We start from the raw sequence: 24170 nt of genomic DNA on the forward strand, positions 1-24170 counted from the left end.
GCCGCTTCGCCGCCCGCCGCTTCGCCGCCCGCCGCTTCGCCGCCCGCCGCTTCGCCGCCCGCCGCTTCGCCGCCCGCCGCTTCGCCGCGCGACCTTTCTGCCGGGCCATCTCTCTGCCGCGGTTCTCTGCCGCGATCTTGTGAACCTCGGGCTCAACAGGCTCGTACAACTCCACAAGATCGGCCGCTGTCCACAGGGCGCGAAGGAAGCCGAGCGGAGGCGGGCGGTCCGGACCAGGGTGGAGGCGTGCAGCGAGAGCCTCCAGGATGGGATGCGGGTGATTTCGAATGGTTGATCTTCGAACAGGCAGGCGTGCTGACCACGCACCAGGCCGTCGAACTACTCGGCCGAGCTGCGGTCCGCCGACACCTCAAACAGGGCCGCTGGCGATCACTCAGCCGCGGCTTGCTGCTGACCCACAACAGCCGGCTCGACCACGACCAGCAGCTCTGGACCGCCGTCCTGGCAGCCGGTGAAGGCGCCCACCTGGCCGGCCACACCGCCATGATCGCCGGCGGCGTGACCGGCCTCAACGCCGCAACCGCCGGCGCGACCGGCCCCAACGCCGCAACCGCCAGCGCGACCGGCCTCAACGCCGCAATCGCCAGTGGGGTGGCCGGACTCCAAGCTCAGCCGATCGACGTGATCATCCCGGCGAGGAGGACACCCAGCACCCTGATCAAGCAGCTGCCGCCCGACATGTCACGAATTCGCGTACACAGAACGACCGTGCTACCCCCGGAACACCGCCAGATCGGCCGCCCACCCCGCACCAGCCTGCCACGGTCCGTCATCGACACGGCCGCTTGGGCCCGCAGCGACAACGCAGCACAAACCGTGATCATGATTGCCTGCCAGCAACGCCGTGTAACCGTCACCGGTCTCGCCGAAACCCTCGCCGTCCTTCCCCGGCTCCACCGCCATCGATTGATCGCCGAAACGATCAACAACCTGGCGGGAGGCGCCCTGGCCCTGTCCGAGGTCAATCTGGTCGCTCTCTGTCGTCGTCACCGACTCCCGCCGCCCGTTCTGCAGCAGCGCCGACCCGACGCCGACGGTCGAATCCGGTACATCGACGCCTACTGGCCCGCCTACCGACTACAGGTCGAAGTCGACGGCGCCCATCACATGACCGTCGAACACTGGGCCGCCGACATGCTCCGCCAGAACCAACTGTGGATCCGAGGCGACCGCATCCTCAGGTTCCCCGCCGGCCTGATCCGCACCGAGCCGGCCCTGGTAGCAGCACAAATCCGCCAAGCCATAGCCGCCGCCGGCCCCGAAGCATCCACCTCACCACCAGCGCAACTCCGCACCACCACCGCCGTACGCACAGACACGCCCGGCCGGCAGCCCAACGCCGCACCGCCCTGACCACCCCGCGCCGACTCCCCGCCGCCCAACAAGCACCAAGCCCGCGCCGCATCGCCCCGCACCCGCCGCCCTCCCGCCCCGCCGCTCGGCAGCTCGGCCGCTCGGCAGCTCGGCCGCTCGGCAGCTCGGCCGCTCGGCCGCTCGGCAGATCTTGGGAAGTTGACCGCCAACGGTATGCCGCAACGTCTCAAGATCGCGGGTTGCGACCAGCGACCGGCGACCGGCGACCAGCGACCGGCGACCGGCGACCAGTCCCGCGATCTTGTGGACTTCCCCGGCAACGGTGCACCACAGCTCCACAAGATCGCGGAACGCGGCGCGGGAGCGCCGTACGGAAAACGCGAAACGGCCCGGACCCGAATCGGCCCGGACCGTCTCGACGCAGCCCGCAAGGGGTGGAATCACCGAGTTGCGAAAGCCGCAATCCGGTCAAGCAACCCGTTCAAGAACCGGGGACTGTCGTCCGTCGACATCTCCCGAGCCAGCTCCACAGCCTCGGTGATAGCCACCGGGTCGTCGATGTCGGGTTCGTAGAGAAGTTCGTAGACCGCGATCCGAGCCAGATTGCGGTCGACGGCGGGCATGCGGTCGATGGTCCAGCCCTCGGCGTAACTGGCGATCAGCTCGTCGATCCGGTCGAGGTGCTTGCCGACGCCCTCGATCAGGCTGATCGCATATCCGAGGTGCTCGGGGTGCGGCTTGGCGATCCGGTCCAGGTAGGTGACAAGCACCTGGCTCGGCGGCAGGTTACGCAGGTCAGCCTCGAAGAGGACGTCCAGCGCTCGCTTGCGGGCCTTGCGACGCGCGAGCCGTTCCTTCTTGGGCCCTTCGGCCATCAGCTGCGGCCGAGGTAGCGGCCGTCGCGGGTGTCGACCTTGATCTTCTCACCGGTGGTGATGAAGAGCGGAACGTTGACGGTGGCGCCGGTTTCGACAGTCGCCGGTTTGGTGCCGCCGGTGGAGCGGTCGCCCTGCAGGCCGGGCTCGGTGTAGGTGACCTCGAGGAACACGCTGGTCGGCAGCTCGATGTAGAGCGGCACACCCTCGTGCGTGGCGACCGTGGCCTCGGCCTCGGGCAGCAGGTAGTTGGCGTTCTCGCCGACCGTGCCGCCGGAGACGGTGATCTGGTCGAACGTGTCGAGGTCCATGAAGACGTAGTCTTCGCCGTCCTGGTACAGGTACTGCATGGTGCGCTTGTCCACGGTCGCCGTCTCGACCTTGGTGCCGGCGTTGAAGGTCTTGTCGACGACCTTGCCGGAGAGGACGTGCTTCAGCGTGGTCCGCACGAACGCGGGACCCTTGCCCGGCTTGACGTGCTGGAACTCCACGACGGCCCACAGCTCGCCATCGAGGTTGAGCACCAGGCCGTTCTTCAGGTCGTTGGTGGAAGCCATGTCCTACCTTGATCTTGACGCGAATCGGTGACCGAACGAGTCTAGCGGCGCGGGCCCGTTCCCAGCGAATCGGGCTTACCGCGCGATGTGTTCCAGCGCCAGACGGTAGCCGTCGAAACCGAGCCCTGCTATCACTCCGGTCGCGACCGCCGAAATCACCGAATGGTGGCGAAATTCCTCTCGGGTGTGAATGTTCGAGATGTGCACCTCGATGAGCTTGCCGCGCAGCATCGAGCACGCGTCACGGACGGCGTAGTTGTAGTGCGTCCAGGCGCCCGGATTGAGCACCACGTCAGCGCCCTCGTCGGCGGCCTGGTAGAGCCACTCCAACATCTCATGCTCGGCGTTCGTCTGCCGTACCTCGACGGTCACGTCCAGGTCCTTGGACACGTTCTGGCACAGTCCGACAAGGTCGTCATAGGTGGCAGAACCGTACACACCGGGCTCGCGCAGACCGAGCCGGCCCAGGTTGGGGCCGTTCAGCACGTAGATCATCGGGCCACCGCCGCGTAGGCCCGGCGCAGCAGATCGTCGTCGGGGCCGGCCAGGATGCCCGGTTTCGCCAGGCCGTCGAGGACGACGAACCGCAGGGTCGCCGCCCGCGCCTTCTTGTCGACGCGCATGGCGGGCAGGAGGTCGATCCAGGCCTCTTCGGGGTACGACGTGGGCAGGTTCAAACTTTCGAGTACCACTCGGTGCCGCGCTGCCGTCGCCTCGTCCAGTCGCCCGGTGAGCCGCCCGAGCTCGGCCGCGAAGACCAGGCCCACCGCGATCGCGTCCCCGTGCTTCCACGTGTACTTCTCGCGCCGCTCGATCGCGTGCCCCAGCGTGTGCCCGTAGTTGAGGATCTCCCGCAGACCAGACTCCTTGAGGTCGACGCTCACCACGTGCGCCTTCAGCGTGATCTTGCGTTCGACCAGCTCACGCAGCACGTCGCTGCGCGGGTCAAGGGCCTTGCGCGGATCGTCCTCGATCAGCTCCAGGATTCGCGGGTCGGCGATGAACCCGCCCTTGACCACCTCGGCCAGGCCGGCCGAGACGTCCTCGGCGGGCAGCGTGTCCAGGGCGTCCAGGTCGCAGATCACGCCGGCCGGCGGGTGGAAGGCGCCGACCAGGTTCTTGCCGGCCGCGATGTTAACCGCCGTCTTGCCGCCGACAGCGGCGTCGACCATGCCGGCCACCGACGTGGCCACCGGCACCCAGCGAACTCCGCGCAACCAGGCCGCCGCGACATAGCCGGCCAGGTCGGTGGTCGCTCCGCCACCAACACCGACCACCGCATCCGTACGGGTGAACCCCGCCGCTCCGAGCTCGTCCCAGCAGCGAGCGGCCACCTCGATCGACTTGCCGCGCTCGGCGTCCGGCACCTCGATCGGCACCACCGTACCGACGCCCGCGGCCTTCACGATCGCCTCGGCGCGCTCCCGCAGCGGTGGCGGATAGAGCACCGCGACCCGGGTCGCGCCGTCGATCAGGCCGGGCAGCTCGCCCTCCAGGTTCCGCCCGACGATCACGTCGTACGGACGGTCACCAGTCACCGGGATCCGCGTCGGCGGATTGCTCCTCACCACGGCGGTCACCCTATCGGCGCGGCGACGGACCGCCAGCCCCCACCACCCGCATTCCACCCCTCGGATGGGGTTATATACAGGTAACCCCGAGCGGGTTACAAACGTCGTATGCCGAAAATCAACGTCTACCTGCCCGACGATCTCGCCGACGCCGTGCGCGAGACCGGCCTGCCCGTCTCCCCGATCTGCCAGCGAGCCCTCGAGCACGCGGTCCGCCGGATCACCACGATCCGCCAGGCCGTCCTCGACGAACTCGACCCGGCCTGGCTGGCCGAGCGCCTGCCCAGCTTCACCCCACGCCTGGTGACGGCACTGACCCTCGCTGTCCGCCGCGCCCAGGAGACCGGCGCCGCCGCGGTCACCACCGGCGACCTGCTGCACGGCGTCCTCACCGAGGGCCAGAACCTCGCCCTCCAGATCCTCACCGCGATGGACGTCGCCCCCGAGTCGCTGACCGCCCCGTCCACACCGGAACCGCCGTCCACCGCCGGCTCCCTGCGGTTCAGCTCCGCCGCGGCTGTCGCCCTCGAACTCAGCGTCGGCGAGGCGATCGGTTTCGGTCACAACTACGTCGGCTGCGAGCACCTGCTCATCGGCCTGGCCACCGAACCCGACGGCACCGCCGGCACCCTGCTCCGCTCCCGCGCCGTCGACGGCAAAGCAGCGAGGCGTACCGTCGCTGCCGCTGTCGCCGGATACGCCCACCTGCGCGCCACCACCCCCAGCGCCGAGCCCTCGGCCCTGCTTCAGGCCGTCCGTGCCGAACTGGCACCGCTGATCCAGCGCATCGAGCGACTGGAAACCCGCCTCGACTGAAGGCTGGGTCCGTGCCGGGCCGCGGGCTAGGCCCCGAGCAGAGTGACCACTTCGGTCGCGATGTCACCGGGCTCGCGCCCGTCCGTCGCGATCGTGTGGTTCGCCACCTCCAGGTAGAGGGGCTTGCGCTGGTCCATCAGGTACTTCAGCGTCGCGCGGGGGTTGATGGCCAGCAGCGGGCGGCCGGCGCCCATGCCGACCCGCTTGATCGCGTCGGTCAGTTCCACGGACAGGAAGACGACGGTGTGTTCGGCGAGCAGCTTCCTCGTACCGTCGTCCAGGATGGCGCCGCCGCCCAGCGCGAGCACGCCCGGGAAGGTCTCCAGGGTCTCGGCCACGACGGTGCGTTCCAGGGCGCGGAACGCGGCCTCGCCGTCGTCGACGAACAGCTCCGGGATCGGCTTGCCGGCGCGCTCCTCGATGATCGTGTCGGTGTCGGCGAAGGGCACGCCCAGGCGGGCGGCGACCGCGGCGCCGACGGTGGTCTTGCCGGCGCCCATCACGCCGACCACGACCGCGACCGGAGCCATCAGCGGATCACCAGCGCGTCGAGGTACGACGTCAGGTTGCGCCGGATCTCAGCGACCGAGTCGCCGCCGAACTTCTCGGTGGCGGCCTCGGCGAGAACCAGGGCGACCATCGCCTCGGCGACGACGGCGCCGGCCGGGACCGCGCAGACGTCGGAGCGCTGGTTGATCGCCGTGGTGGCCTCGCCGGTGACGATGTCGACGGTCTGCAGCGCCCGGTTGAGCGAGGAGATCGGCTTCAGGGCGGCGCGGACCCGCAGCGGCTCGCCGTTGGTGATGCCGCCCTCGAGGCCGCCGGCGCGGTCGGTGACACGCCGGACGCCGTCCGCGGTCGGGATGATCTCGTCGTGGGCGACCGAGCCGCGGGAGCGTGCCTGGGTGAAGCCGTCGCCGATCTCGACGCCCTTGACGGACTGGATCGACATGAGGGCGGTGGCCAGGCGGGCGTCCAGCTTGCGGTCCCACTGGACGTGGGAGCCGAGGCCGGGCGGCACGTTGTACGCCAGGACCTCGACGATGCCGCCGAGCGTGTCCGCGTCCTGCTTGGCGGCGTCGACCTCGGCGACCATGCGGGCGCTGGCCTCCGGGTCGAGGCAGCGCAGCGGGTCCGCGTCGATGCGCTCGAAGTCGTCGGGGGTCGGGATCAGGCCCGGTTTCGCGGCGACCGAGCCGAGCTCGATCACGTGCGAGACGATGTCGATGCCGAGCGCCTGCTTGATCAGGTGCTTCGCGACCACACCGACGGCGACGCGGGCCGCGGTCTCCCGGGCGCTGGCGCGCTCGAGAATCGGGCGGGCGTCGGTGTGCCCGTACTTCTGCATGCCGGCCAGGTCGGCGTGACCGGGGCGCGGCCGGGTCAGCGGCGCGTTGCGGGCCTGCGCGGCCAGCTCCGCCGGGTCGACCGGGTCGGCCGCCATGACGGTCTCCCACTTGGGCCACTCGGTGTTGCCCACGCGGATCGCCACCGGGCTGCCCAGCGTGACACCGTGCCGGAGGCCGCCGATGACCTCGATCTCGTCCCGCTCGAACTTCATCCGGGCGCCGCGCCCGTAACCCAGGCGGCGGCGCACGAGGTCACGGGTGATGTCCGCGCTCGTCACCTCCACCCCGGCGGGAACACCCTCCATCAGCGCGACGAGCGCCGGTCCGTGCGATTCACCTGCGGTAAGCCAGCGCAACACGGGTGACAGTCTGGCACGGCACGCGCACCGGGTGGCATGCGGTCGGCGTCATCCCGCCTGCCGGACACCCGAACGGCGGAGTCCCTCGTCACACCGGCGGAAAAACGTCGTACCCCCGACGTAAGTTCGCGGCCGTGACCACAGTCGCCGAGGAGAAGAAGACGAGCCGCTGGCTGCTCGTGGTCATCCTCGGGCTGATCACGACGATCGGGCCGCTCTCGCTGGATATGTATCTGCCGGCGCTGCCCGAGCTCGCCCGCGATCTGGGGGTCACCCCGAGCGAGGTGCAGCTGTCGCTCACCTCGTGCCTGGTGGGGATGGCGCTCGGCCAGCTGATCTTCGGGCCGCTGAGCGACAGGTGGGGGCGCAGGCGTCCGGTCGTGGTTGGCCTCTCGGCGTACGCGATGTTTTCCTTCCTGATCGCCCTCGCCCCGACAGCGCCGGCCCTGACCGGCTTGCGCCTGCTGCAGGGTCTTGCCGGCGGAGTCGGCGTGGTCATCGCCCGCGCGGTGGTGCGCGACGTCAGCTCGGGCGCGGCGGCGGCGAAACTGTTCTCCAGCCTCACGCTGGTCTTCGGGCTGGCGCCGATCGCGGCACCGAGCCTGGGCAGCCTGGTCCTGCGGCTGACGTCGTGGCACGGCGTTTTCGTGGCGCTCGGCATCATCGCGGTGCTGCTCACCCTGCTCGTCGCGATCGCGCTTCCGGAGACGCTGCCACCCGAGCGGCGCAGTCCCGGCGGCCTCTCCACGATCGGGCGCACCGCGCGCACGCTCTTCAAGGACAAAACCTTCCTGGGGTACGCGTTAGCTCAGTCCTTCACGTTCGCTGCGCTCTTCGCCTACATCTCCGGTTCCTCGTTCGTCCTGCAGGAGGGTTATGGACTGTCACCCACCGCCTACAGCCTGCTGTTCGGGGCGAACGCGGTCGGCCTGATCATCCTGAGCCAGGCCAACAACTGGCTGCTCAACCGGTGGAGCCTGACCCGCCTGATGTTCCTGGGTCTCGGCGTCCAGTCGGTGGCCGGCGTGCTGTCCCTGCTCGGCGCCGTCCTCGGCAACCTCGCGGTCCTCGCCGCCGGCCTGTTCCTGCTGGTCGGAGCAATCGCCGTCATCCAGCCGAACACGGCCGCGCTGGCCCTCGACCGCTACCCGGCCAACGCCGGCGCGGCGGCCGCCCTGCTCGGCGGCGTCCAGTCGGTGATCGCCTCAGCGGCGGCCCCACTCGCCGGCCTCGGCGACCCGGGCCAGGGCGTCCCGATGAGCATAGTGATCATTTCGTTTGCCGCCGCCGCGCTGCTCTCCACCCTGATCCTGACCCGAGGCGCCACCCACCGCCCCGCCGCCACCGGCTCTTGAGAGTGCCGCCGACGGCTCTTGACGCGCCGGCCGTCCGCCAGCGGTTCTTCGCGCGCCGCTCGCCCGCCAGCGGTTCTTGATGGCTTCGCCGCGGCTGGCCGTCAGCGGTTCTTGATGGCTTCGTCGAGTGCGGCCCGCATCGCTTCTTCGGGCGCCGCGTCCACTGCGGTGAACTGTTCGAACTGGCTGAGCGCCTGGGCGAGCAGCAGATCCAGCCCGGAGAAGACGGGCACCTCCGCCGCCGTGGCACCGGCAGCGAGCGGCGTTGGCCACGGGTCGTAGAGGGCGTCGAAGTACACACTCCCGACCCGCCACTTCACCTGATCCGTCAGCTCGTCGGCGGCACCTTTCGGCACCGTCGAGATGATCGCGTCGGCGTCGAACGCACCCGGCGCGTCCGACCAGGCGACGGTCTCCAGCTTGACACCCAGCGCCACCGCGACCGGCTCCAGCTCCTCGCGCGCCTCCGGCCGGCGGGTCACCACCACCACCGACTCGGCACCCAGCTCAGCCGCCGCCGCGAGGGCAGCCCGCGCCGTCCCGCCACCACCGAGCACGGTGATCCGCGGCGGCGCCTCCTTCACCGCGTGCCGGCCCCGGCTCACACCGAGCCCCGCCTCACGCAGCACCCGCACCATGCCACCGATGTCCGTGTTGTCCGCGTGCCAGGCACCGTCCGCCTGCCGAACCAGCGTGTTCGCCACCCCCGCCGCGATCGCCACCGGCGTAGCAACGTCGGCGATCCGCAGCGCGGTCTCCTTGAGCGGCATGGTCAACGACAGGCCGGCCCACTCCGGACCCAGACCGGCCACCAGGTCGGGCAGCTCCGACTCGGCACACTCGATAGCCTCGTACGTCCAGCCGGTCAGCCCACTCGCGGCGAACCCAGCATTGTGGATCACCGGGGACAGCGAGTGAGCAATCGGCTTCCCGCACACAGCGGCCTTCCGGCCGACAGCCGGGGTCTCGTGTTGGCTCTGCACGCGCCCACTCTACGGCTCCCGGTCACACCCCCACGCGGGGCGCGGCAGGCGTTCCGATCACGCTTTTCCATCAGTACGCCCAAGCCTCCACCCGACCCCGGCCCCCACACCCCGCCCGCAACCGCGTGTGCCATCCCACCCGCACTCCCCCCAAGTCCACCCATTCGAGTCCCGCACCCCCCGCTCCACCCTCATCCGCCACCCGAGTCCACATTGATCACGGTTGCGACGCCCTTGACCGCCGCGCTGAGCGTCCTCGGACCAGTCAAGCGGCGCGTTGACGTCAACAGCTGCACACATTGGGGTTGCGTGTGCGCCGACAAGGCCTATGACGTGGGTAAACGCACACACACCCCCAACGTGTGCACCCACTAACACAGCAACACGGCGGGGGCGCGGCGGCGCGGGGCGGCGGGACGGCGGCGCGGGGCGGCGGGACGGCGGCGCGGGGCGGCGGGACGGCGGCGCGGGGCGCGGGGAGAGGCGGGACGGCGGCGCGGGGAGAGGCGGGACGGGTGGGGTGAGGGTGACCACCCAGTCACAGCCCGGCGGGCGCCGGACGGCCTGGAGTTGCAGCGCGTCGCGGTGTAGCTCGGGTACCCCGTAGTTGGTTCTGAGAGCCCCGTGGGTCGTACCAAATAGGTGTTGCCCTAGGGAAGGACAGACACAGGTGTTGCCCTAAGGAAGGACAGACACGCAAAGAGGAACCACAACGCACCACAAACGCGCCACAACGCGCCTTATTTGTTGCAGAGCGGGATGCCGTTGCGGCACGCCTCTTGGATGTTGCGGTCGTGTTCCTCGTTGGTGACCGCGAACTTGCTCTTCTTGGTCTTCGGGTCGACGGCGACGAAGAAGATCCACGGGCCGGCCGGCGGCTTTACCGCGCCGCTGAGGGCTGCGCGGCCGGGGCTGTTGATGGGGCCGATGGGGAGGCCCTTGACGATCTCCGTGTTGTACGGGTTTTTCGGGTCCTCCATCTCCTTGGTCAGCAGCGAGCCGGAGTGTTTGGGGTCCTTGCCGTTGAGTTCCAGCCAGTAGTTCGTGGTGACGTCGAACTGGAGCGGGATCTTCTCCTTGTAGGCGCGGTTGTAGGCGACCCGGGCGATCTTGGGCATGTCCTCGGCGGTGCCGGATTCGGCCTGCGTCAGGGAGGCGACGATGAGTGCCTCGTAGGGCGACACGGAGAGGTTCTTCTGCACGTCGTCGGCGAAGGTGAGCTCGCCGGTGACGGTGAGGAAGTGGTCGACCATGACCTGGAGGATCTGCGGGGCGGTGGCTTTCGGGTCGAACTCGTAGGTGTCGGGGAAGAGGAAGCCCTCGGCGGTCTTGGAGACCTTCTTGCCGTCGGTGCGCTTGAACCACCAGTCCGGGATGCCGAGCGTCTCCGGGTCCTTGGCGGCGGTCTCGAAGTCTTTCGCCGGGATGCCGGTGGCCTTGGCGAGCAGCTCGTAGGTCTGCTTGGCGGTCTTGCCCTCGGGGATGGTCACGCCCCTGCTGACCCGCGACTTCGGGTCGAGCATCAGGGCCAGCGCGGATTCGGCTTCCATCTGCTTGCGCAGGTTGTACGTCCCCGACTGGATGTTCTTGCTCTTCGGCTCGGCCTCGGCCGCGTTGGTGAAGGCCTTGGTGCTCTTCACGACGTCGGCCTTGACCAGCTCGTTGCCGATCTCGGTGAGCGACGAGTCCTTCGCCACCGTGATCTGGACCGTCTCGGTCCCGGCGCCGGCGTAGTCGGCGGCGACGAAGAAGCCGCGCACCTTCGTGTAGCCGAAGTAGACACCCCCGCCGAGAACCGCCAGCAGGACGAAGGTCATCACGAACGCGGCCGCCGAACGGCCGCCGCTCTTGTTCGCACGATGCCTGCGCGGTCTGCTTTTCTCGGCGTCCTCGTCGAACGCCACATCCAGTTCGTCGATCATGTCTGCCTCCGCTGCCCGTCCAGCCGGCTCCGCAGGATTGTTGGTGTCTCAGCGAAACCTGCGAGCAGTGACCGCGTGACCCGGCACTGACGGGCACCATACCCATATCGATGCCTCATCGCCCACCCCGGCGACAATGCGCTCATTCGGCGGTCACACTCCGTTGAAAATTGCTCTGTCGAAACCCCCGGAACAGAAGGAACACCAGTGTCCAACGCTCCGGGGGTACCCGCGCAACGCCGGTCAGCAGATCGGAATGCCATTCTTGCAAGCCGTCTGAATGTTGGCCTTGTGGTCGTCATAGGTCACGCCGTACGCCATGGCGCCTTTCTGGTCCACTGTCACGAAGAAGTAGTATTTGCTCTTCGCCGGGGCCATCGCACCGCGGAGCGCCACATCGCCCGGGTTGCTGATCGGACCGACCGCCATCCCCTTGACGTCGTAGTTGTACGGGTTCTTCGGGTCGTGCAGCTCCGACTCGAGCAGCTTCTCGGACGATTTGGCGTCCTTGCCGCTGAGACGCAGCCAGTAGTTGACCGTACTGTCCAACTGCAGGCAGCCGCAGGGGAAGTTGCCGGTGTAGGCACGGTTGTAGAGCACCCGGGCCACCGGGCCCATGTCCTCGTCGAGCAGCGCCTCGACCTGGGCGATGGACGCCGCCACCAGAGCCTCGTAGGGCGAGATGTTGAGTTTGGCCCGCGCCGTGTTCGCGAAGTCCAGTTCGGTCATCTCGGTGTTGAAGTTCTTGATGAGCAGCTTGAGGATGTCGGCCGCCGCCGCGTCCTTGGGCAGTTCGTAGGTCGCCGGGTACAGGAAGCCCTCGATGTTGGTCTTGTCGACCTTCTTGTCGTCGTCGCGCTTGAACCACAGCGCGGGCACACCGAGCTTCTGCGGGTCCTTGCCGGCCTTCTTGAACTCGTCCACCGGGATGCCGCTGGCCTTGGAGAGCCTGTCGTACACCTGGAGGTAGGTGAGGCCCTCGGGCAGCGTGACCTTGTTGATGTTCTTGTTCTTCAGGTCGAGGAGCATGACCAGCGCGTCGCTGGCCTTCATCCCCTTACGCAGAACGTACGATCCGACTTGAATGTTCTTGCTGTCGGAATTGTCCTCGGCGGCGTTGATGAAGGCCGCGGCGCTCTTCACCACCCCCGCGGACTGCAGGTTGTTGGCGATGTCGGTGGCGGTGTCACCCTTCTGGACCTCGACGACCGCCTCGCCGGTGCCGGGACCGTCGTAGTCCTCCGCCGAGAGGAAGCCCTTCACCCGGTCGTAGCCGACCCACGCCGCTCCGCCGAGCCCGCCGACGAGCAGCAGCACCATAAGGAAGATGAAGGCGGACCTGCCGGGGCTGTCCTTCTTGCGATGGCGCCACCGCCCCCGGTCCACTCCCTCACCGAACGCCTGTCCTATGTTGTCGGACAAATCAGCCCTGCCTCCGCCGCGCGTTCAACCAGCCCTGCAGGATCTCGACGGCGGCCGCCTGATCGACGACCGCGCGCTGACGCTTGCCGCGCACACCCCGCTCGGACAACCTCCGGCTGGCGACGACGGTGGACATACGCTCGTCGGTGAGCACGATCGGCAACGGCGCGATCACCGGGGCCAGCCGCTGCACGTACGCCCGGATGTGGCCGGCCGCCACACCCTCACGCCCGCTGAGGTCCACCGGCAGCCCGACCACGAGCTCGATCGCCTCGTGCTCGGCCGCCAGCCGCGCCAGCTCCGTCATGTCCTTCGGAGTGCCGTCCGGGCCGGTCTCCCGATCCCGCGCCACCGTCACCACCGGACTGGCCAGGATGCCGTCGGGGTCGCATTTCGCCACACCGATCCGGACCTGGCCCACGTCCACGCCGAGGCGCACGCCCCGAGCGAAGCCCTGCGTCACGCCATCACCCGCACATCCTGCTCTGATCCAGATTCGACGAACCTCAGACGCGAAGAGTAGTTGCCGATCTTGAGTAAGCGCTATCCCAGGGGCACACGAATTACGCCCAAGAGCTTAACGAACACGCTTTTCGCACCTGAAAAAGCGCGGACGACAGCAAGCGGGCCCGTCACTGAGAGTGACGAGCCCGCTGCTGATCAATAACTATTGCGCCGAGTCGGCGACCGCCTGCTCGATCCACGCCAGCAGCCGCGGCGCCTCCGCGGCTGGCAGTCCGCCGCCCTGCGCCAGGTCGGCGTTGCCGCCACCCCGGCCGGACAGCGCGCCCTTGACCAGGTCCGCCGCCGACAGGCCCCGGCTCTTCGCGGCACCGTTGAGAGCCACGATCAGCGACGCCTTGCCGTTGGACCGCGACACCACGGCGACCACCGCCGGGCGGGCGCTGTCGATCTTGCCGCGGATCTCCTGCGCCAGCGTGCGAACGTCGTTGCCGGCCGCCCCCTCGGGCGCCTCGGTACCCACGTACGCCACGCCGCGCAGATCCTTCGCCTGGTCGGCCAGCGCACCGGCACCACCGAGCACCATCTGCGCCCGCAGCTTCTCCAGCTCCTTCTCCGCGTCGCGCAGCGCCGTGACGGTCTGCTCGACCCGGTCGGCGACCTGGTCGCCCGGCACCCGGAACAGCTCGGCCAGGCGGGACACCAGCAGGTGCTCCTTGGCCAGGAAGCCGAACGCGTCGATGCCGACGAGCGCCTCGACCCGGCGTACGCCGGAGCCGATCGACGCCTCGGTGAGAATTTTCACGAGACCGAGCTGACCGGAGCGGGCGACGTGCGTACCGCCGCAGAGTTCACGCGCGTAGTCACCGACCTCAACCACACGGACCTCATCGCCGTACTTCTCACCGAAGAGCGCCATCGCACCCAGCCGGCGGGCTTCCTCCTGGGAGGTGACGAACGCATGCACCTCGAGGTCGCGCAGCAGCACCTCGTTGATCTGCTGCTCCACGTCGAACAGCACCGACGGGTTGACCGCGCCCGGCGTGTGGAAGTCGAACCGCAGCCGGCCCGGCGCGTTCAGCGAACCCGCCTGGGTGGCCGACTCGCCGAGGAAGTTGCGCATCGTCTGGTGCACCAGGTGGGTGGCGGTGTGCGACCGGGAGATCGCCTTGCGCCGGTCGATGTCGATCTCCGCGAGGCCGCTCTCGCCGGTACGCACCTCACCGCTGACGACCCGCGCCTTGTGCACGATCAGGCCCGGCAGCGGCTGCTGCACGTCGACCACCTCGAGCCGTCCGCCGCCCACGTTGATCAGGCCGGTGTCCGACTGCTGGCCACCGCCCTCGGCGTAGAACGGCGTGGTGTCGAGCACCAGCTCGACGAACTCGCCCTCGCCCGCGACCTCGACGCTCCCGGAGGAGCCGATCAGGGCGCGCACCCGGGACTCCCGGCTGACCTCCTGATAGCCGGTGAACTCGACCGGGCCGCCCGCGTCCAGCGCCGACCGGTACGCCGAGAGGTCCGCGTGGCCCGTCTTGCGCGCCGCCGCGTCCGCCTTCGCCGCCGACTTCTGCTCGGCCATCAGCCGGCGGAAGCCGTCCTGGTCGACCTGCAGGCCCTGCTCCTGCGCGATCTCCAGGGTCAGGTCGATCGGGAAGCCGTAGGTGTCGTGCAGCTTGAACGCCTGGGCGCCAGACAGCTTTTGGTCGCCCTTTTTGCGCGTTTCGGCAAGAGCGGTGTCCAGGATCGTCGTGCCCGCCCGCAGCGTGGAGAGGAACGCGTCCTCCTCCGCGTACGCGTACGTGGAGATCCGCCCGAACTCCTCGGCCAGCTCCGGGTACGACGGGGACATGCAGTCACGCGCGATCGGCAGCAGGATCGGCAGCGCCGGCTCCTGCCAGCCGAGCAGCCGGATCGACCGGATCGCCCGCCGCATGATGCGCCGCAGCACGTAACCGCGGCCCTCGTTGGACGGCACCACACCGTCGCCGATCAGCATCAGCGCGGTGCGCACGTGGTCGGCGATCACCCGCAGCCGAACATCGTCCGGGTGCGACTGGTTGGCCGCGTGACCGGACTGCTTCCCGTAGTCCTTGCCGGTCATCTCCGCGGCGCGAGCCAGGATCGGACGGACCTCGTCGATCTCGTACAGGTTGTCGACACCCTGGAGGATCGACGCGATGCGCTCCAGGCCCATGCCGGTGTCGATGTTCTGCTTCGGCAGGTCACCGACGATCGTGAAGTCCTCCTTCGACTTCACATTGTTGATCTCGTACTGCATGAAGACCAGGTTCCAGTACTCCAGGTACCGGTCCTCGTCCACTTCCGGGCCACCGGAGGCGCCGTAGTCGGGACCACGGTCGTAGTACAGCTCGGAGCACGGGCCCGCCGGACCCGGGATGCCCATCGACCAGAAGTTGTCCTTCTTGCCGCGGCGCACGATCCGTTCCGCCGGCATCCCGGTCTGCTTCCAGATCTCGATGGCCTCTTCGTCGTCGAGGTAGACCGTCGCCCAGATCCGCTCCGGGTCCAGCCCGAAACCACCCTGCTCGACAGGCTTGGTCGACAGCTCCCACGCCAGCGGGATCGCGCCCGCCTTGAAGTAGTCGCCGAACGAGAAGTTGCCGTTCATCTGGAAGAACGTGCCGTGCCGGCTGGTCTTGCCGACCTCGTCGATGTCCGGCGTCCGGATGCACTTCTGCACGCTCACCGCGCGTGAGTACGGCGGGGTCTGCTGCCCCAGGAAGAACGGCACGAACTGGACCATGCCGGCGTTGATGAACAGCAGGTTCGGGTCCTCGATGGCCGGCAGCGGGGCACTCGGGACCACCGTGTGCCCGTTCGCCTCGAAATGCGCGAGATAGCGCCGCTTGATCTCCGCCGTCTTCATCGAATCCCCTCCTGCGAGCCGGGCCCCGCATCCTCGCGGAGATCGGCGAACTTGTCCTCGTACAGCTCCCCCGCGGCGAACGCCTCGTGGATCTGCTGCTCCCGCTCGGCCATGCCGTCGCGGACGTCCTCCACGAAGCTTCGCAGCGACTCCACGAGCCCGCCAGCGGATTCCGAGAGCGAGGTGGCGATGCCGCTGGGGCTGAACTCGTTGGCCTTCTGGTTGAGCTTGCGGACGACGATGGCGCCGACGGCCAGGCCGACACCGAGCCAGAGCAGGCGTTTCATGACGGCGTTCCCCTTGTCTTCAGCGACCGGCCTTACGGCGCTGCTTGATGGCGGCACGAACCTCGCGCTCGTCCTCGGCGTGGCGGCGGGCGGCGGACGCCTTGCGCAGGCCGTACCCGAACGAGGCCACCTTGACCAGTGGGTTGGCGGCGGCCGCGGAGACGACGGTGACGAGGTTGGCGATGTTCGCCGAGACGTTCTGGGCGTGCTCGGTCATCGTGTCGACCTTGGCGAGCTGCACGTTGACGCCGTCCAAAGAGACCTGAACCTGCCCGAGGGCGGTGTTCACGTTCTCCACCGTGGTGTTCACGTTGGTCAGCAACGGCCCGGTGCGGTCCACCACGTCGTTGATCGCCCGGGTGGCGGCGTCCACCGTGCGCCCCAGCTTGAGGATCGGCACGGCGAGCACGAGAACGAGCATCAGGAAGGCGCCAGCCGCGATCAGACCTGCGATTTCTCCGGCTTCCATGTAGCGCGTCTCCTATTCGGGTGGTCACAGGTACGGGTGGGATAACTAGCAGACCCTACCGTCCGTGACCACCGCGCGCGTCACGACGCCTGGGGTGTCGGGCTCAAGAGCGGATCGTCCTCCGGCAGCACCGTGTCCGGCGTCACGCCGACCGGGCCGGGCGCCTTGTCCGTCTTACCCCGCTGGTCGGCGATCGTGTTCTGCACCTTGATGTTGATCATCGATCCGGTGCACTCCTGAGGAGCGGCCTCACCGGCGGTCGCCTCCTCGCTGCCCGCCTCCGGCACCGTCTCGGCCAGCGTCTGGTCCACCTGACAGGCGGGCAGTCCGACGTAGAGGTCCAGAGTGAACTCGTCGCGCCGCCAGCAGCTGTAGGAGCCTTCCTCCTGCTTGATCGTCGTCTCCGGGCAGTCGGCGACCTTCCACTGCTTCCAGCCCGCGTCGGTGAGCGCCCGCGAATAGACCGCCGCCGTCTCCTGGAACGGTTTGTCCGACTCGGCGATCCGCTCCCGGAACCGGCACTCCAGGATGCACAGACGGCTGTTGCTGCCCTGATCCTCGACCTTGGTGGAGGCCCAGGACGGCACCTCCAGCGAGTCCAGCGAGGCGAAGACCGGGTCGTTGCTCAGCGCGCGGATCCCGAAGAACGCGGGCAGGACCAGCAGCACCAGCACGGCCAGCGACAACATCGAGACCAGGCGCAGCTGCCGCTGGGTGCGCAACTTACGGCGCAACTCCGCACCGGCACCGAGCAGACCGCCCTCACGCTCGTCAGCGCCGGCGCCGGCCTCTGCCTCCTTCTCTTCAAACTGCGGGGGTACGACCGAAGCACCTCGTCCGTCCGCCGGGCCACCCGCCGGCGACACGGGGGCGACCGATACGCGACCCGGCGCCGTGGCACCCATCCCCGCTCGTCCCGGCGCCGCGGTTGCCCGTCCTGGCGCTGCCGTCGCCCGTCCTGGTGCTGCGGTTGCTCGCGCTGAGGTTGCGGTCGCTCGTCCGGGGGGTGCGGCCGGTGGGCGGCCCGGCGTTGCGGCGCCGATCGCGGCGCGGCCCGGAGCTGTGGCGTCCGCCGGTGCGGGTGCGACCGAGGCGCGGCCGGGTCCGGCGGCTGCCTGCGGGCTGTCGAGGGTGTTGATGGCCTGTGAGGGACCGCCGTCGGGGGTGACCGTCGCGCGGCCGGGGACAGCAGCACCGGCACGGGCTGAAGCGATCGGACCGGTGCCGGGTCCGCCCTGGCCGGGTCCGCCCTGGCCGGGTCCGCCCTGGCCGGGCACGGATGCGCCGCCACGGGCGTTGGGTCCTCGGCCGCCGCGGTCGATCGGGCCTGTGCCGGGGTTTCTTGCTCCGCCCGGCGGCATCTTGGGGGCCGCGCCCATGGCTGCGGCCGGGCCTGCTGACGGGCCCATCCCTGCGGGGCCTGCTGCTGACGGGCCCATTGCGGCGGGGCCCATCGGTGCCGGACCGTTCTTCGGGCCTGCGGGGCCTCGTCCCGGCGCGCCGGGACGACCCTTGCCGCGGCCGGGACCCATGTCCTGCTCACCGCCGGGGCCGGCGGGTCGTCCGGTCACCTCGTAGCTGTCCGGGCCGTCCTCCCCATAGGGGTCACCGGCGTCCGGGCGCGGTCCACGACGGCCGGGTCCGGGCTGTCCGGGTACCGCCACACCGGCAGCACCACGGTCGCCGCCCTGCGGGGGAGCACCACCACGGGTACCGCGGCCGGGAACCGGCCGCTGGATCACGCCGGAGGTGCTGTCCGCCATCGCACCGGCTCGTCCCGGAACTGCCGGGGTGCGCGCACCCTCACGCCCGGGAACGACCGGTGGGATCACCGCGGCCGAGGCACGCACCGGCCGCCCGTCGCCGGGACCGATCCGCCGCGGGCCGGGCACACCCGGTCCGCCCTGCTGCTGATTCGGGGATCCGCCCTGGTTCGGGGATCCGCCTCTGTTCGGGCCGCCGTCGGCGTCCGGGCCCTGAGGAGGCTCGGCAGCCCGGCGCCGGCCCCGGGTCTCGTTCCCCGGCCGGACCACACCGTGTGCGCCAGTCTCCGAGCCCGGGCGCACCAGGCCGTGCGAGCCGGTCTCGTCGCCGGGGCGGACGAAACTGTGCGATCCGCTGTCGGTACCGGCCCGGAAGCCGTCACCCCCGCCGTGCCGGCCGGTGCGCTCCCCCACGGGTGGCGCGGCGTGTCCCCCCACGGGCGGCGCGGCATGTCCGCCGGCGGGCGGCGCGGCGTGTCCCCCCACGGGCGGCGCGGCATGTCCGCCGGCGGGCGGCGCGGCGTGTCCGGCGCGGTGGCCGGTGTCGCTGCCGGGAGCGGCGCTTCCCGCACGCCCGTGCCGGCCGGTGGGCTCGTCGGCCTCGTCCGCATGGGACCGGCGGCCACGCCCACGTCCCTGGCGGTCGTCCGCGGAGCCGGGCATCGGCGGAATAACACCCGACTGATGCCCCTGCTCATAGCCGGGAATCGGACCGGACTGGCGCCCGGATTGACGCCCCTGCTCGTAGCCCGGGATCGGACCCGACGGACGTCCCTGCTCGTAGCCCGGAATCGGACCCGACTGCTCGTAGCCGGGGATGGGGCCGGACTGGTTCACATCGTCGTACCCGGGCGGCTGCATCCGCGGGATCGGCCCGGACTGCTGAACCTGATCGAAACCGGGCCGGCCGGGCGACGTGGGCTCAGCCGGACGGAACCGGTCCCTGGGGGGCGGACCGCCCGCCGGGGAGGTCGGCCGCACACCGGGCGAGACGGGTCGTACCCCCGGCGCAGCGGGCCGCCCCGCGGGCGAGGTGGGCCGGACAGCAGGCGAGGTGGGCCGGACAGCAGGCGAGGTGGGCCGGACAGCAGGTGGAGTCGGCCGGCCAGCGGGCGAGATCGGCCGGACAGCGGGCGAGGTGGGCCGCACACCGGGCGCCGCGCCACGGGGCGGCGGCTGCACCTGGTGCGCTCCGGGTACCTCGGGAGCGTTACCGGAGAGCGGAACGGGCGAAGCACCGGCGGGCGGCATGCCCGCCTGGTTCGGCCCACCGAAGACCGGCCCCGACCCCGGATCGGCATCCATCTGCCGCCGGTTCTGACCGGGCTCCACCGGCCCGGCCGGGCGCGCACCCTGCGGCGGCGGACCACCGCGCCGCACACCGGGCGGAAGCTGCCCGGGCGGCATCTGACCAGGCGGCATCGGGCCGGACGGCACAGGCCCGGGCGGCATCTGCCGCGGCATCTGCCCAGGCCCAGACTGCCGCCGACCGGGCGGACCACCCTGAGGACCAGGCGGAGCAGCTTGCGGACCAGCCGGACCAGCCTGCGGACGAGGAGGACCAGGAGGGCCACCCTGCGGACCAGCCGGAATCGGCCCCGATCGCGCACCGGGAGAGACCGGCGCCACCGGCCCAGCACCCTCGAAAGCCCCGAAATCACCGGGCAGCGGCTCATCCGCGTCCGGATCATCATCCGGCCCCGGCGCCATCCGCCCGGACTTGCTGGCACGCCCCTCGCCCGGCGAACCCGGTCCGATCGCGGACCGATCCTCCTTGGCCGTACGGAGGTCGTCCAGCCAGCCGGTCTCCTCGCGCGGGATCTCCTCCGGGACAACCGGCTGCTCGGGACGGCCACGCCCGAAGCGACGCCCCTTCTTACCGGAGTCGTCGTCGGGCCGATCGGCACCCCGCGCTTTCACGGCTGTTCCTTCCCGGCGCTCTCGCCGTTGTCGTCTTCCCGCTTCAGGTCACTGTCGACGGCCGCCACACCTTCAGTTACGGCTCCCGGACCTTCAGCGATCACTTCGGTTGCAGAGTCCGCCGAAGACTGTGACGCATCCTCGGCGCGAGCACCACCCGCCGCGTGGTCCGGTGTGCCCGCCGAAGCGGTTACCGACCTGGTCGCACCCGGGGTTACGGGTGCCGGGCCGGAGGCACCCGAGCCCCGCACGATCCGGCGCAGCCGGGGCACCCGTTCGCCCACCGCGCGTTCGGCGCCGTGGTCGGTCGGCCGATAATAGTCCGTGCCGACGAGATCGTCCGGTGCGTACTGCTGGCGGACGACGCCGCGCGGATCGTCGTGCGGGTATCGGTAGCCGCGACCGTGACCCAGGCCACGCGCGCCCGGATAGTGGGCGTCGCGCAGGTGCTGCGGTACCGAGGCGCCGCGGCCGGCCTTCACGTCCGCCAGGGCTTCGCCGAGCGCTGTGGTGACGCTGTTCGATTTCGGCGCGGTGGCCATGTGCACGACGGCCTGTGCCAGGTTGAGCTGGGCCTCGGGCAGGCCGATGAGCTGCACCGCCTCGGCGGCGGCGATCGCGACGAGCAGCGCCTGCGGGTCGGCCATGCCGACGTCCTCGCTGGCGAAGATGACGATGCGGCGGGCGATGAACCGCGGGTCCTCGCCGGCGACGAGCATCCGGGCCAGGTAGTGCAGGGCCGCGTCGGGGTCGCTGCCGCGCATGCTCTTGATGAACGCGCTGATCACGTCGTAGTGGGCGTCGCCGTCCCGGTCGTAGCGGACGGCCGCCACGTCGACGGCGCGCTCGGCGGTGGCGAGGTCGATCTCCTTGACGTCCTGCGCCATGGCGGAGCTCGCGGCGGCCTCGAGGGCGGTCAGGGCTTTCCGGACGTCGCCTGACGCGAGGCGTACAAAATGATCTTCTGCTTCGGTGGTGAGGGTGATCGCACCGCCCAGACCGCGCTCGTCGGTGATCGCGCGGCGGATCAGGCCGCGGACGTCGCTCTCGTCGAGGGCCTGGAGGGTGAGCAGCACGCAGCGGGAGAGCAGCGGGGAGATGACCGAGAAGTACGGGTTCTCGGTGGTCGCCGCGAGGAGGGTGACCGTCCGGTCCTCGACCGCCGCCAGCAGAGAGTCCTGCTGAGTCTTGCTGAAGCGGTGAACCTCGTCGATGAAGAGAACGGTGGGCGGACCGCCGTAACGGCGCTCGCGGCGGGCGGTTTCGATCACCGCCCGGACGTCCTTCACGCCGGCGGTCAGCGCGGACATCGCGATGAACTTACGGTCGGTGGCGTTCGCCACGAGGTGCGCGATGGTGGTCTTACCGGTGCCCGGCGGCCCCCAGAGGATGACCGACATCGGACTCGAACCGGTGACGAGCTGGCGCAGCGGCGCTCCCGGCGCGAGCAGGTGCTGCTGGCCGACGAGCTCGTCGATGGTCGCGGGACGCATCCGGACGGGCAGGGGCGCGTCGGCCGGGGGCGCAGCGAAACCGGGGACACCGGCAGCCGCCGGAGCCGCCGGCGGTGTGCCCGGTGACGCGAGAGAGAAGAGCCCGTCCGTTTCCATCGCAATCGACAGTACCGGCCTTGCGGTGGTGATCCGAAACGCCGGGGCCCGAGGGATGGAAGCGCTCCCGCGGCCCGCCCCTGTGTGGGGCGGGCCGTTACGGAGCGTCAGCCGCGGCCGGGGCGGCGGCCGTAGAACCGGCGGCCCGAGCCGGAGCCGGAGCCGGTGCCACGCGGGCCGCTGCCGATGCCGGCCAGGTAGAGGGAGAGCAGCAGCAGGCCGAGGGAGGCCATCGTCGGGAAGTTGAACAGGTCCGGTGCGCCGAACTGGGTGTCGAGGAGGTCGGCGAGGAGCCAGACACCGAAGACGATGGCGGCAGCTATGGCGAGCATTGTTTCCTCCGGGGGGAGTCAGAGAGCCAGTGACCCGCTGATACCCGATGGGGACTGCTCTCGAAACTCCTTTTTGGGCCGCAGCAGATAGAGCGGTGCCGCTAGACCGAGTACCACCGCACCGGTGACGATCGCCGCCGGCGTGCCGGCCTGCCCGGCGACGGCGGTCAGCACGATCGCCCCGATCGCGAACCCGGGCTGTCCGACCATCGAGTTCAGCGAGATCAGGCTCGCTCGATACGCACCCTCCGCCTGCCGGTGCAGCAGACCGGCGTGCACCGGGTTGGCCGCGCCGTGCATCGCGTAACAGAGCAGGAACCCGGCGATCACCCCGGCCGGCCCGCCGAGCAGCCCCATCGCGACGATGGTCAGCGCCTGGACGATCTTCAGCGCGACACTGGTCCAGGCCGGTCCGAGCCGCCGGGCCAGCAGCGGCACGAGCGCCGCGCCCGCCGCGGAGGCCAGCCACGCCACCGAGTTCACCGGGCCGAGCAGTGCCGCCGCCGCGCCGGGATCGCCCATCACCTCGCTGAGCCGCACCGGCATCAACTTCTCGAACGTCACCATGCCGAAGCTCCAGAACAGCTCGACGAGGATCAGCGCGAACACCACCCGCGAGCGGCGGACCAGCATGAGGGCGCCGCCGATCGCCGCCGGCACACCGCGGACCGACGCCGCGAGACCCGCAAGACCGCGAGCCGGGCGATCCTCACTCATCAGCAGCGCCAGCGCCACCGTGCCCAGCAGGCTCAGGACCAGGGCAACCAGCACCGGTACGGTCAGCGCACTCACCGATCCGAGCGGTCCCCATCCGAGCGGTCCCAGCCAGACCAGTCCACCGGAGAGCAGAGCGCCCCCGGCGATGGCCAGCCCGAGGACCACCCCGCTGTGGCTCAGGCCGGCCTCGATGTCGGCTTCCGGATCCTCCGCCAGGGCGCTGTCGACATACCAGGCTTCCAGCGGTCCGCTGTCGAGTGCCCGGTAGACGCCCTGGAGCAGGTAGACGAGCGCGAACATCGGCACCGAGTCGGCGACGGTCCAGAGCACGATTGCGGCCAGGTTGACCACGCCGGCGATAAGCAGCACGGGCCGCCTGCCGACCGCGTCGGAGAGGCCACCGGTGGGCAGCTCGAGGAAGAGAACGGTGAAGCCCTGGATGGCGGCGACCGCGCCGACCTGGGCGATGCTGAGGCCACGCTCCAGCGGGAGCAGCACGATCACCGGGATCATCAGGCCGACCGGGAGCCAGCGCAGCCCGAGCAGGAGCAGGTAGCGGGAGCGGGTCGTCATCATTTCTCCTCCGGGCTCGGGTCCTCCGGTTTCGGGCTTCTCGGTAGTGCCGCCAGGTAGAGCGAGACCGGCCGCAGGCCCGGCCGGGGGTCCGCCTGGGCCGCGCGGTCGTGCCGCACGACCACCTCCTCGATCTCCTCCATCAGGGCGCGGACCTGCTCGGCGTCCAGGTGGAGCAGATAGTCGGAGAGCTCGCCCGCGTCACGCCACTCGGGTGGTTCGGCGGCCACACCACGGCGCCACTCCTCGGCCAGCTCGACGAACCGGCCGGCCTGGAACGTCTCCAGCCACTCGGCCGCGGCGGTCGCGTCGGGGTCGTCCAGGTAGTAGCTGCGCCGCCAGCTGGACATCTCGTGCGCGGCCCGCCACCAGCGCTGCCGCCCGCTGCCGGGCCGCTCCTCCTCAATGACGAGGCCGGCGTCGGCGAGCTGGCGCAGGTGATAGCTGGTGGCACCAGTGTTGGTGCTGAGCACGGCGGCCAGGTGGGTGGCGGTGGCCGGGCCGTCGCCGCGGAGCCGCCCCAGCAGCCGGATCCGCAGCGGATGGGCCAGCACCTGGATCTGCCGGCTCGTGAGATGCACCTGGTTCAGATCGTCCGCCATG

General features: G+C 70.2%; 21 protein-coding genes. 3 read left to right on the forward strand and 18 right to left on the reverse strand.

Going from position 1 to position 24170, the window contains the following annotated elements:
• The first annotated feature begins 312 nt into the window (after nucleotides 1-312).
• Complete coding sequence (locus ACFQV6_RS21440) at nucleotides 313-1374, forward strand: endonuclease domain-containing protein (protein WP_378029308.1); 1062 nt, start codon at nucleotides 313-315, stop codon at nucleotides 1372-1374.
• 401 nt (nucleotides 1375-1775) lie between these two features.
• Here ACFQV6_RS21440 and nusB read toward each other — a convergent pair whose 3' ends face one another.
• The 4 genes from nusB to aroB all read right to left on the reverse strand — a co-directional run bounded on the left by nusB (nucleotide 1776) and on the right by aroB (nucleotide 4335).
• On the reverse strand, nucleotides 1776-2210 hold the full coding sequence (nusB, locus tag ACFQV6_RS21445; RefSeq protein ID WP_378029309.1) for a transcription antitermination factor NusB: 435 nt from the start codon (nucleotides 2208-2210) through the stop codon (nucleotides 1776-1778).
• The gene (efp, locus tag ACFQV6_RS21450; protein WP_378029310.1) at nucleotides 2210-2767 is read right to left on the reverse strand and encodes an elongation factor P; all 558 of its coding nucleotides are present in this window, start codon (nucleotides 2765-2767) and stop codon (nucleotides 2210-2212) included. Before efp ends, nusB begins: the two co-directional genes overlap by 1 nt.
• Nucleotides 2768-2842: 75 nt before the next feature.
• Entirely contained in the window at nucleotides 2843-3262 is a 420-nt protein-coding gene (aroQ, locus tag ACFQV6_RS21455; protein ID WP_378029311.1) for a type II 3-dehydroquinate dehydratase, read from the reverse strand.
• The gene (gene aroB, locus ACFQV6_RS21460) at nucleotides 3259-4335 is read right to left on the reverse strand and encodes a 3-dehydroquinate synthase (RefSeq protein ID WP_378029372.1); all 1077 of its coding nucleotides are present in this window, start codon (nucleotides 4333-4335) and stop codon (nucleotides 3259-3261) included. Before aroB ends, aroQ begins: the two co-directional genes overlap by 4 nt.
• A 111-nt stretch (nucleotides 4336-4446) precedes the next feature.
• On the opposite strand from aroB, the gene ACFQV6_RS21465 reads away from it, so the two are divergent.
• On the forward strand, nucleotides 4447-5154 hold the full coding sequence (locus ACFQV6_RS21465; RefSeq protein WP_378029312.1) for a Clp protease N-terminal domain-containing protein: 708 nt from the start codon (nucleotides 4447-4449) through the stop codon (nucleotides 5152-5154).
• Between the two features lie 26 nt (nucleotides 5155-5180).
• Here the strand turns inward: ACFQV6_RS21465 and ACFQV6_RS21470 are convergent, their stop codons facing one another.
• A complete protein-coding gene (locus tag ACFQV6_RS21470) occupies nucleotides 5181-5684 on the reverse strand; it encodes a shikimate kinase (RefSeq protein WP_378029313.1) in 504 nt (167 codons plus the stop codon).
• The gene (aroC, locus tag ACFQV6_RS21475; protein WP_378029314.1) at nucleotides 5684-6862 is read right to left on the reverse strand and encodes a chorismate synthase; all 1179 of its coding nucleotides are present in this window, start codon (nucleotides 6860-6862) and stop codon (nucleotides 5684-5686) included. The genes ACFQV6_RS21470 and aroC overlap by 1 nt, the downstream gene beginning before the upstream one ends.
• A gap of 134 nt (nucleotides 6863-6996) precedes the next feature.
• On the opposite strand from aroC, the gene ACFQV6_RS21480 reads away from it, so the two are divergent.
• Nucleotides 6997-8217 (forward strand): multidrug effflux MFS transporter, encoded by a 1221-nt coding sequence (locus ACFQV6_RS21480; protein ID WP_378029315.1) that lies wholly within the window; start codon nucleotides 6997-6999, stop codon nucleotides 8215-8217.
• 101 nt (nucleotides 8218-8318) lie between these two features.
• On the opposite strand, the gene ACFQV6_RS21485 is transcribed toward ACFQV6_RS21480, so the two are convergent.
• The 12 genes from ACFQV6_RS21485 to ACFQV6_RS21540 all read right to left on the reverse strand — a co-directional run bounded on the left by ACFQV6_RS21485 (nucleotide 8319) and on the right by ACFQV6_RS21540 (nucleotide 24169).
• Nucleotides 8319-9200 (reverse strand): shikimate dehydrogenase, encoded by an 882-nt coding sequence (locus tag ACFQV6_RS21485; RefSeq protein ID WP_378029316.1) that lies wholly within the window; start codon nucleotides 9198-9200, stop codon nucleotides 8319-8321.
• Nucleotides 9201-9940: 740 nt separating this feature from the next.
• Nucleotides 9941-11122, reverse strand: coding sequence for an endolytic transglycosylase MltG (mltG, locus tag ACFQV6_RS21490; protein ID WP_378029317.1), 1182 nt, complete (start codon nucleotides 11120-11122; stop codon nucleotides 9941-9943).
• A 243-nt stretch (nucleotides 11123-11365) separates the two neighbouring features.
• Nucleotides 11366-12544, reverse strand: coding sequence for an endolytic transglycosylase MltG (gene mltG, locus ACFQV6_RS21495; protein ID WP_378029318.1), 1179 nt, complete (start codon nucleotides 12542-12544; stop codon nucleotides 11366-11368).
• Between the two features lies 1 nt (nucleotide 12545).
• Nucleotides 12546-13007: a Holliday junction resolvase RuvX gene (ruvX, locus tag ACFQV6_RS21500; protein ID WP_378029319.1), complete on the reverse strand. Its 462-nt coding sequence runs from the start codon at nucleotides 13005-13007 to the stop codon at nucleotides 12546-12548.
• Nucleotides 13008-13211: 204 nt separating this feature from the next.
• Complete coding sequence (gene alaS, locus ACFQV6_RS21505) at nucleotides 13212-15896, reverse strand: alanine--tRNA ligase (protein WP_378029320.1); 2685 nt, start codon at nucleotides 15894-15896, stop codon at nucleotides 13212-13214.
• On the reverse strand, nucleotides 15893-16183 hold the full coding sequence (locus ACFQV6_RS21510) for a hypothetical protein (protein ID WP_378029321.1): 291 nt from the start codon (nucleotides 16181-16183) through the stop codon (nucleotides 15893-15895). Before ACFQV6_RS21510 ends, alaS begins: the two co-directional genes overlap by 4 nt.
• 19 nt (nucleotides 16184-16202) lie before the next feature.
• Complete coding sequence (locus ACFQV6_RS21515; protein WP_378029322.1) at nucleotides 16203-16652, reverse strand: DUF948 domain-containing protein; 450 nt, start codon at nucleotides 16650-16652, stop codon at nucleotides 16203-16205.
• A gap of 80 nt (nucleotides 16653-16732) precedes the next feature.
• Entirely contained in the window at nucleotides 16733-19078 is a 2346-nt protein-coding gene (locus tag ACFQV6_RS21520) for a hypothetical protein (protein WP_378029323.1), read from the reverse strand.
• Nucleotides 19079-20331: 1253 nt separating this feature from the next.
• Complete coding sequence (locus ACFQV6_RS21525) at nucleotides 20332-21945, reverse strand: replication-associated recombination protein A (RefSeq protein ID WP_378029324.1); 1614 nt, start codon at nucleotides 21943-21945, stop codon at nucleotides 20332-20334.
• Between the two features lie 107 nt (nucleotides 21946-22052).
• Entirely contained in the window at nucleotides 22053-22277 is a 225-nt protein-coding gene (locus ACFQV6_RS21530) for a hypothetical protein (RefSeq protein ID WP_378029325.1), read from the reverse strand.
• 18 nt (nucleotides 22278-22295) lie between these two features.
• Nucleotides 22296-23567, reverse strand: a complete 1272-nt coding sequence (locus ACFQV6_RS21535) for an MFS transporter (RefSeq protein WP_378029326.1) — start codon at nucleotides 23565-23567, stop codon at nucleotides 22296-22298.
• The gene (locus tag ACFQV6_RS21540; RefSeq protein ID WP_378029327.1) at nucleotides 23567-24169 is read right to left on the reverse strand and encodes a helix-turn-helix domain-containing protein; all 603 of its coding nucleotides are present in this window, start codon (nucleotides 24167-24169) and stop codon (nucleotides 23567-23569) included. The genes ACFQV6_RS21535 and ACFQV6_RS21540 overlap by 1 nt, the downstream gene beginning before the upstream one ends.
• Nucleotide 24170: the final 1 nt, after the last annotated feature.

Origin of the sequence: Actinoplanes sp. GCM10030250, from assembly GCF_042666575.1 — a bacterium.
Lineage (GTDB): Bacteria > Actinomycetota > Actinomycetes > Mycobacteriales > Micromonosporaceae > Actinoplanes.

Bases quoted from the DNA above. Each gene is read 5' to 3' on its own strand.
- nusB (WP_378029309.1), bottom strand. From the start codon at position 2,210: ATGGCCGAAGGGCCCAAGAAGGAACGGCTCGCGCGTCGCAAGGCCCGC.
- efp (WP_378029310.1), bottom strand. From the start codon at position 2,767: ATGGCTTCCACCAACGACCTGAAGAACGGCCTGGTGCTCAACCTCGAT.
- aroQ (WP_378029311.1), bottom strand. From the start codon at position 3,262: ATGATCTACGTGCTGAACGGCCCCAACCTGGGCCGGCTCGGTCTGCGC.
- ACFQV6_RS21465 (WP_378029312.1), top strand. From the start codon at position 4,447: ATGCCGAAAATCAACGTCTACCTGCCCGACGATCTCGCCGACGCCGTG.
- ACFQV6_RS21470 (WP_378029313.1), bottom strand. From the start codon at position 5,684: ATGGCTCCGGTCGCGGTCGTGGTCGGCGTGATGGGCGCCGGCAAGACC.
- mltG (WP_378029317.1), bottom strand. From the start codon at position 11,122: ATGATCGACGAACTGGATGTGGCGTTCGACGAGGACGCCGAGAAAAGC.
- alaS (WP_378029320.1), bottom strand. From the start codon at position 15,896: ATGAAGACGGCGGAGATCAAGCGGCGCTATCTCGCGCATTTCGAGGCG.
- ACFQV6_RS21510 (WP_378029321.1), bottom strand. From the start codon at position 16,183: ATGAAACGCCTGCTCTGGCTCGGTGTCGGCCTGGCCGTCGGCGCCATC.
- ACFQV6_RS21515 (WP_378029322.1), bottom strand. From the start codon at position 16,652: ATGGAAGCCGGAGAAATCGCAGGTCTGATCGCGGCTGGCGCCTTCCTG.
- ACFQV6_RS21520 (WP_378029323.1), bottom strand. From the start codon at position 19,078: ATGCCCGGCTCCGCGGACGACCGCCAGGGACGTGGGCGTGGCCGCCGG.
- ACFQV6_RS21525 (WP_378029324.1), bottom strand. From the start codon at position 21,945: ATGGAAACGGACGGGCTCTTCTCTCTCGCGTCACCGGGCACACCGCCG.
- ACFQV6_RS21530 (WP_378029325.1), bottom strand. From the start codon at position 22,277: ATGCTCGCCATAGCTGCCGCCATCGTCTTCGGTGTCTGGCTCCTCGCC.
- ACFQV6_RS21535 (WP_378029326.1), bottom strand. From the start codon at position 23,567: ATGACGACCCGCTCCCGCTACCTGCTCCTGCTCGGGCTGCGCTGGCTC.
- ACFQV6_RS21540 (WP_378029327.1), bottom strand. From the start codon at position 24,169: ATGGCGGACGATCTGAACCAGGTGCATCTCACGAGCCGGCAGATCCAG.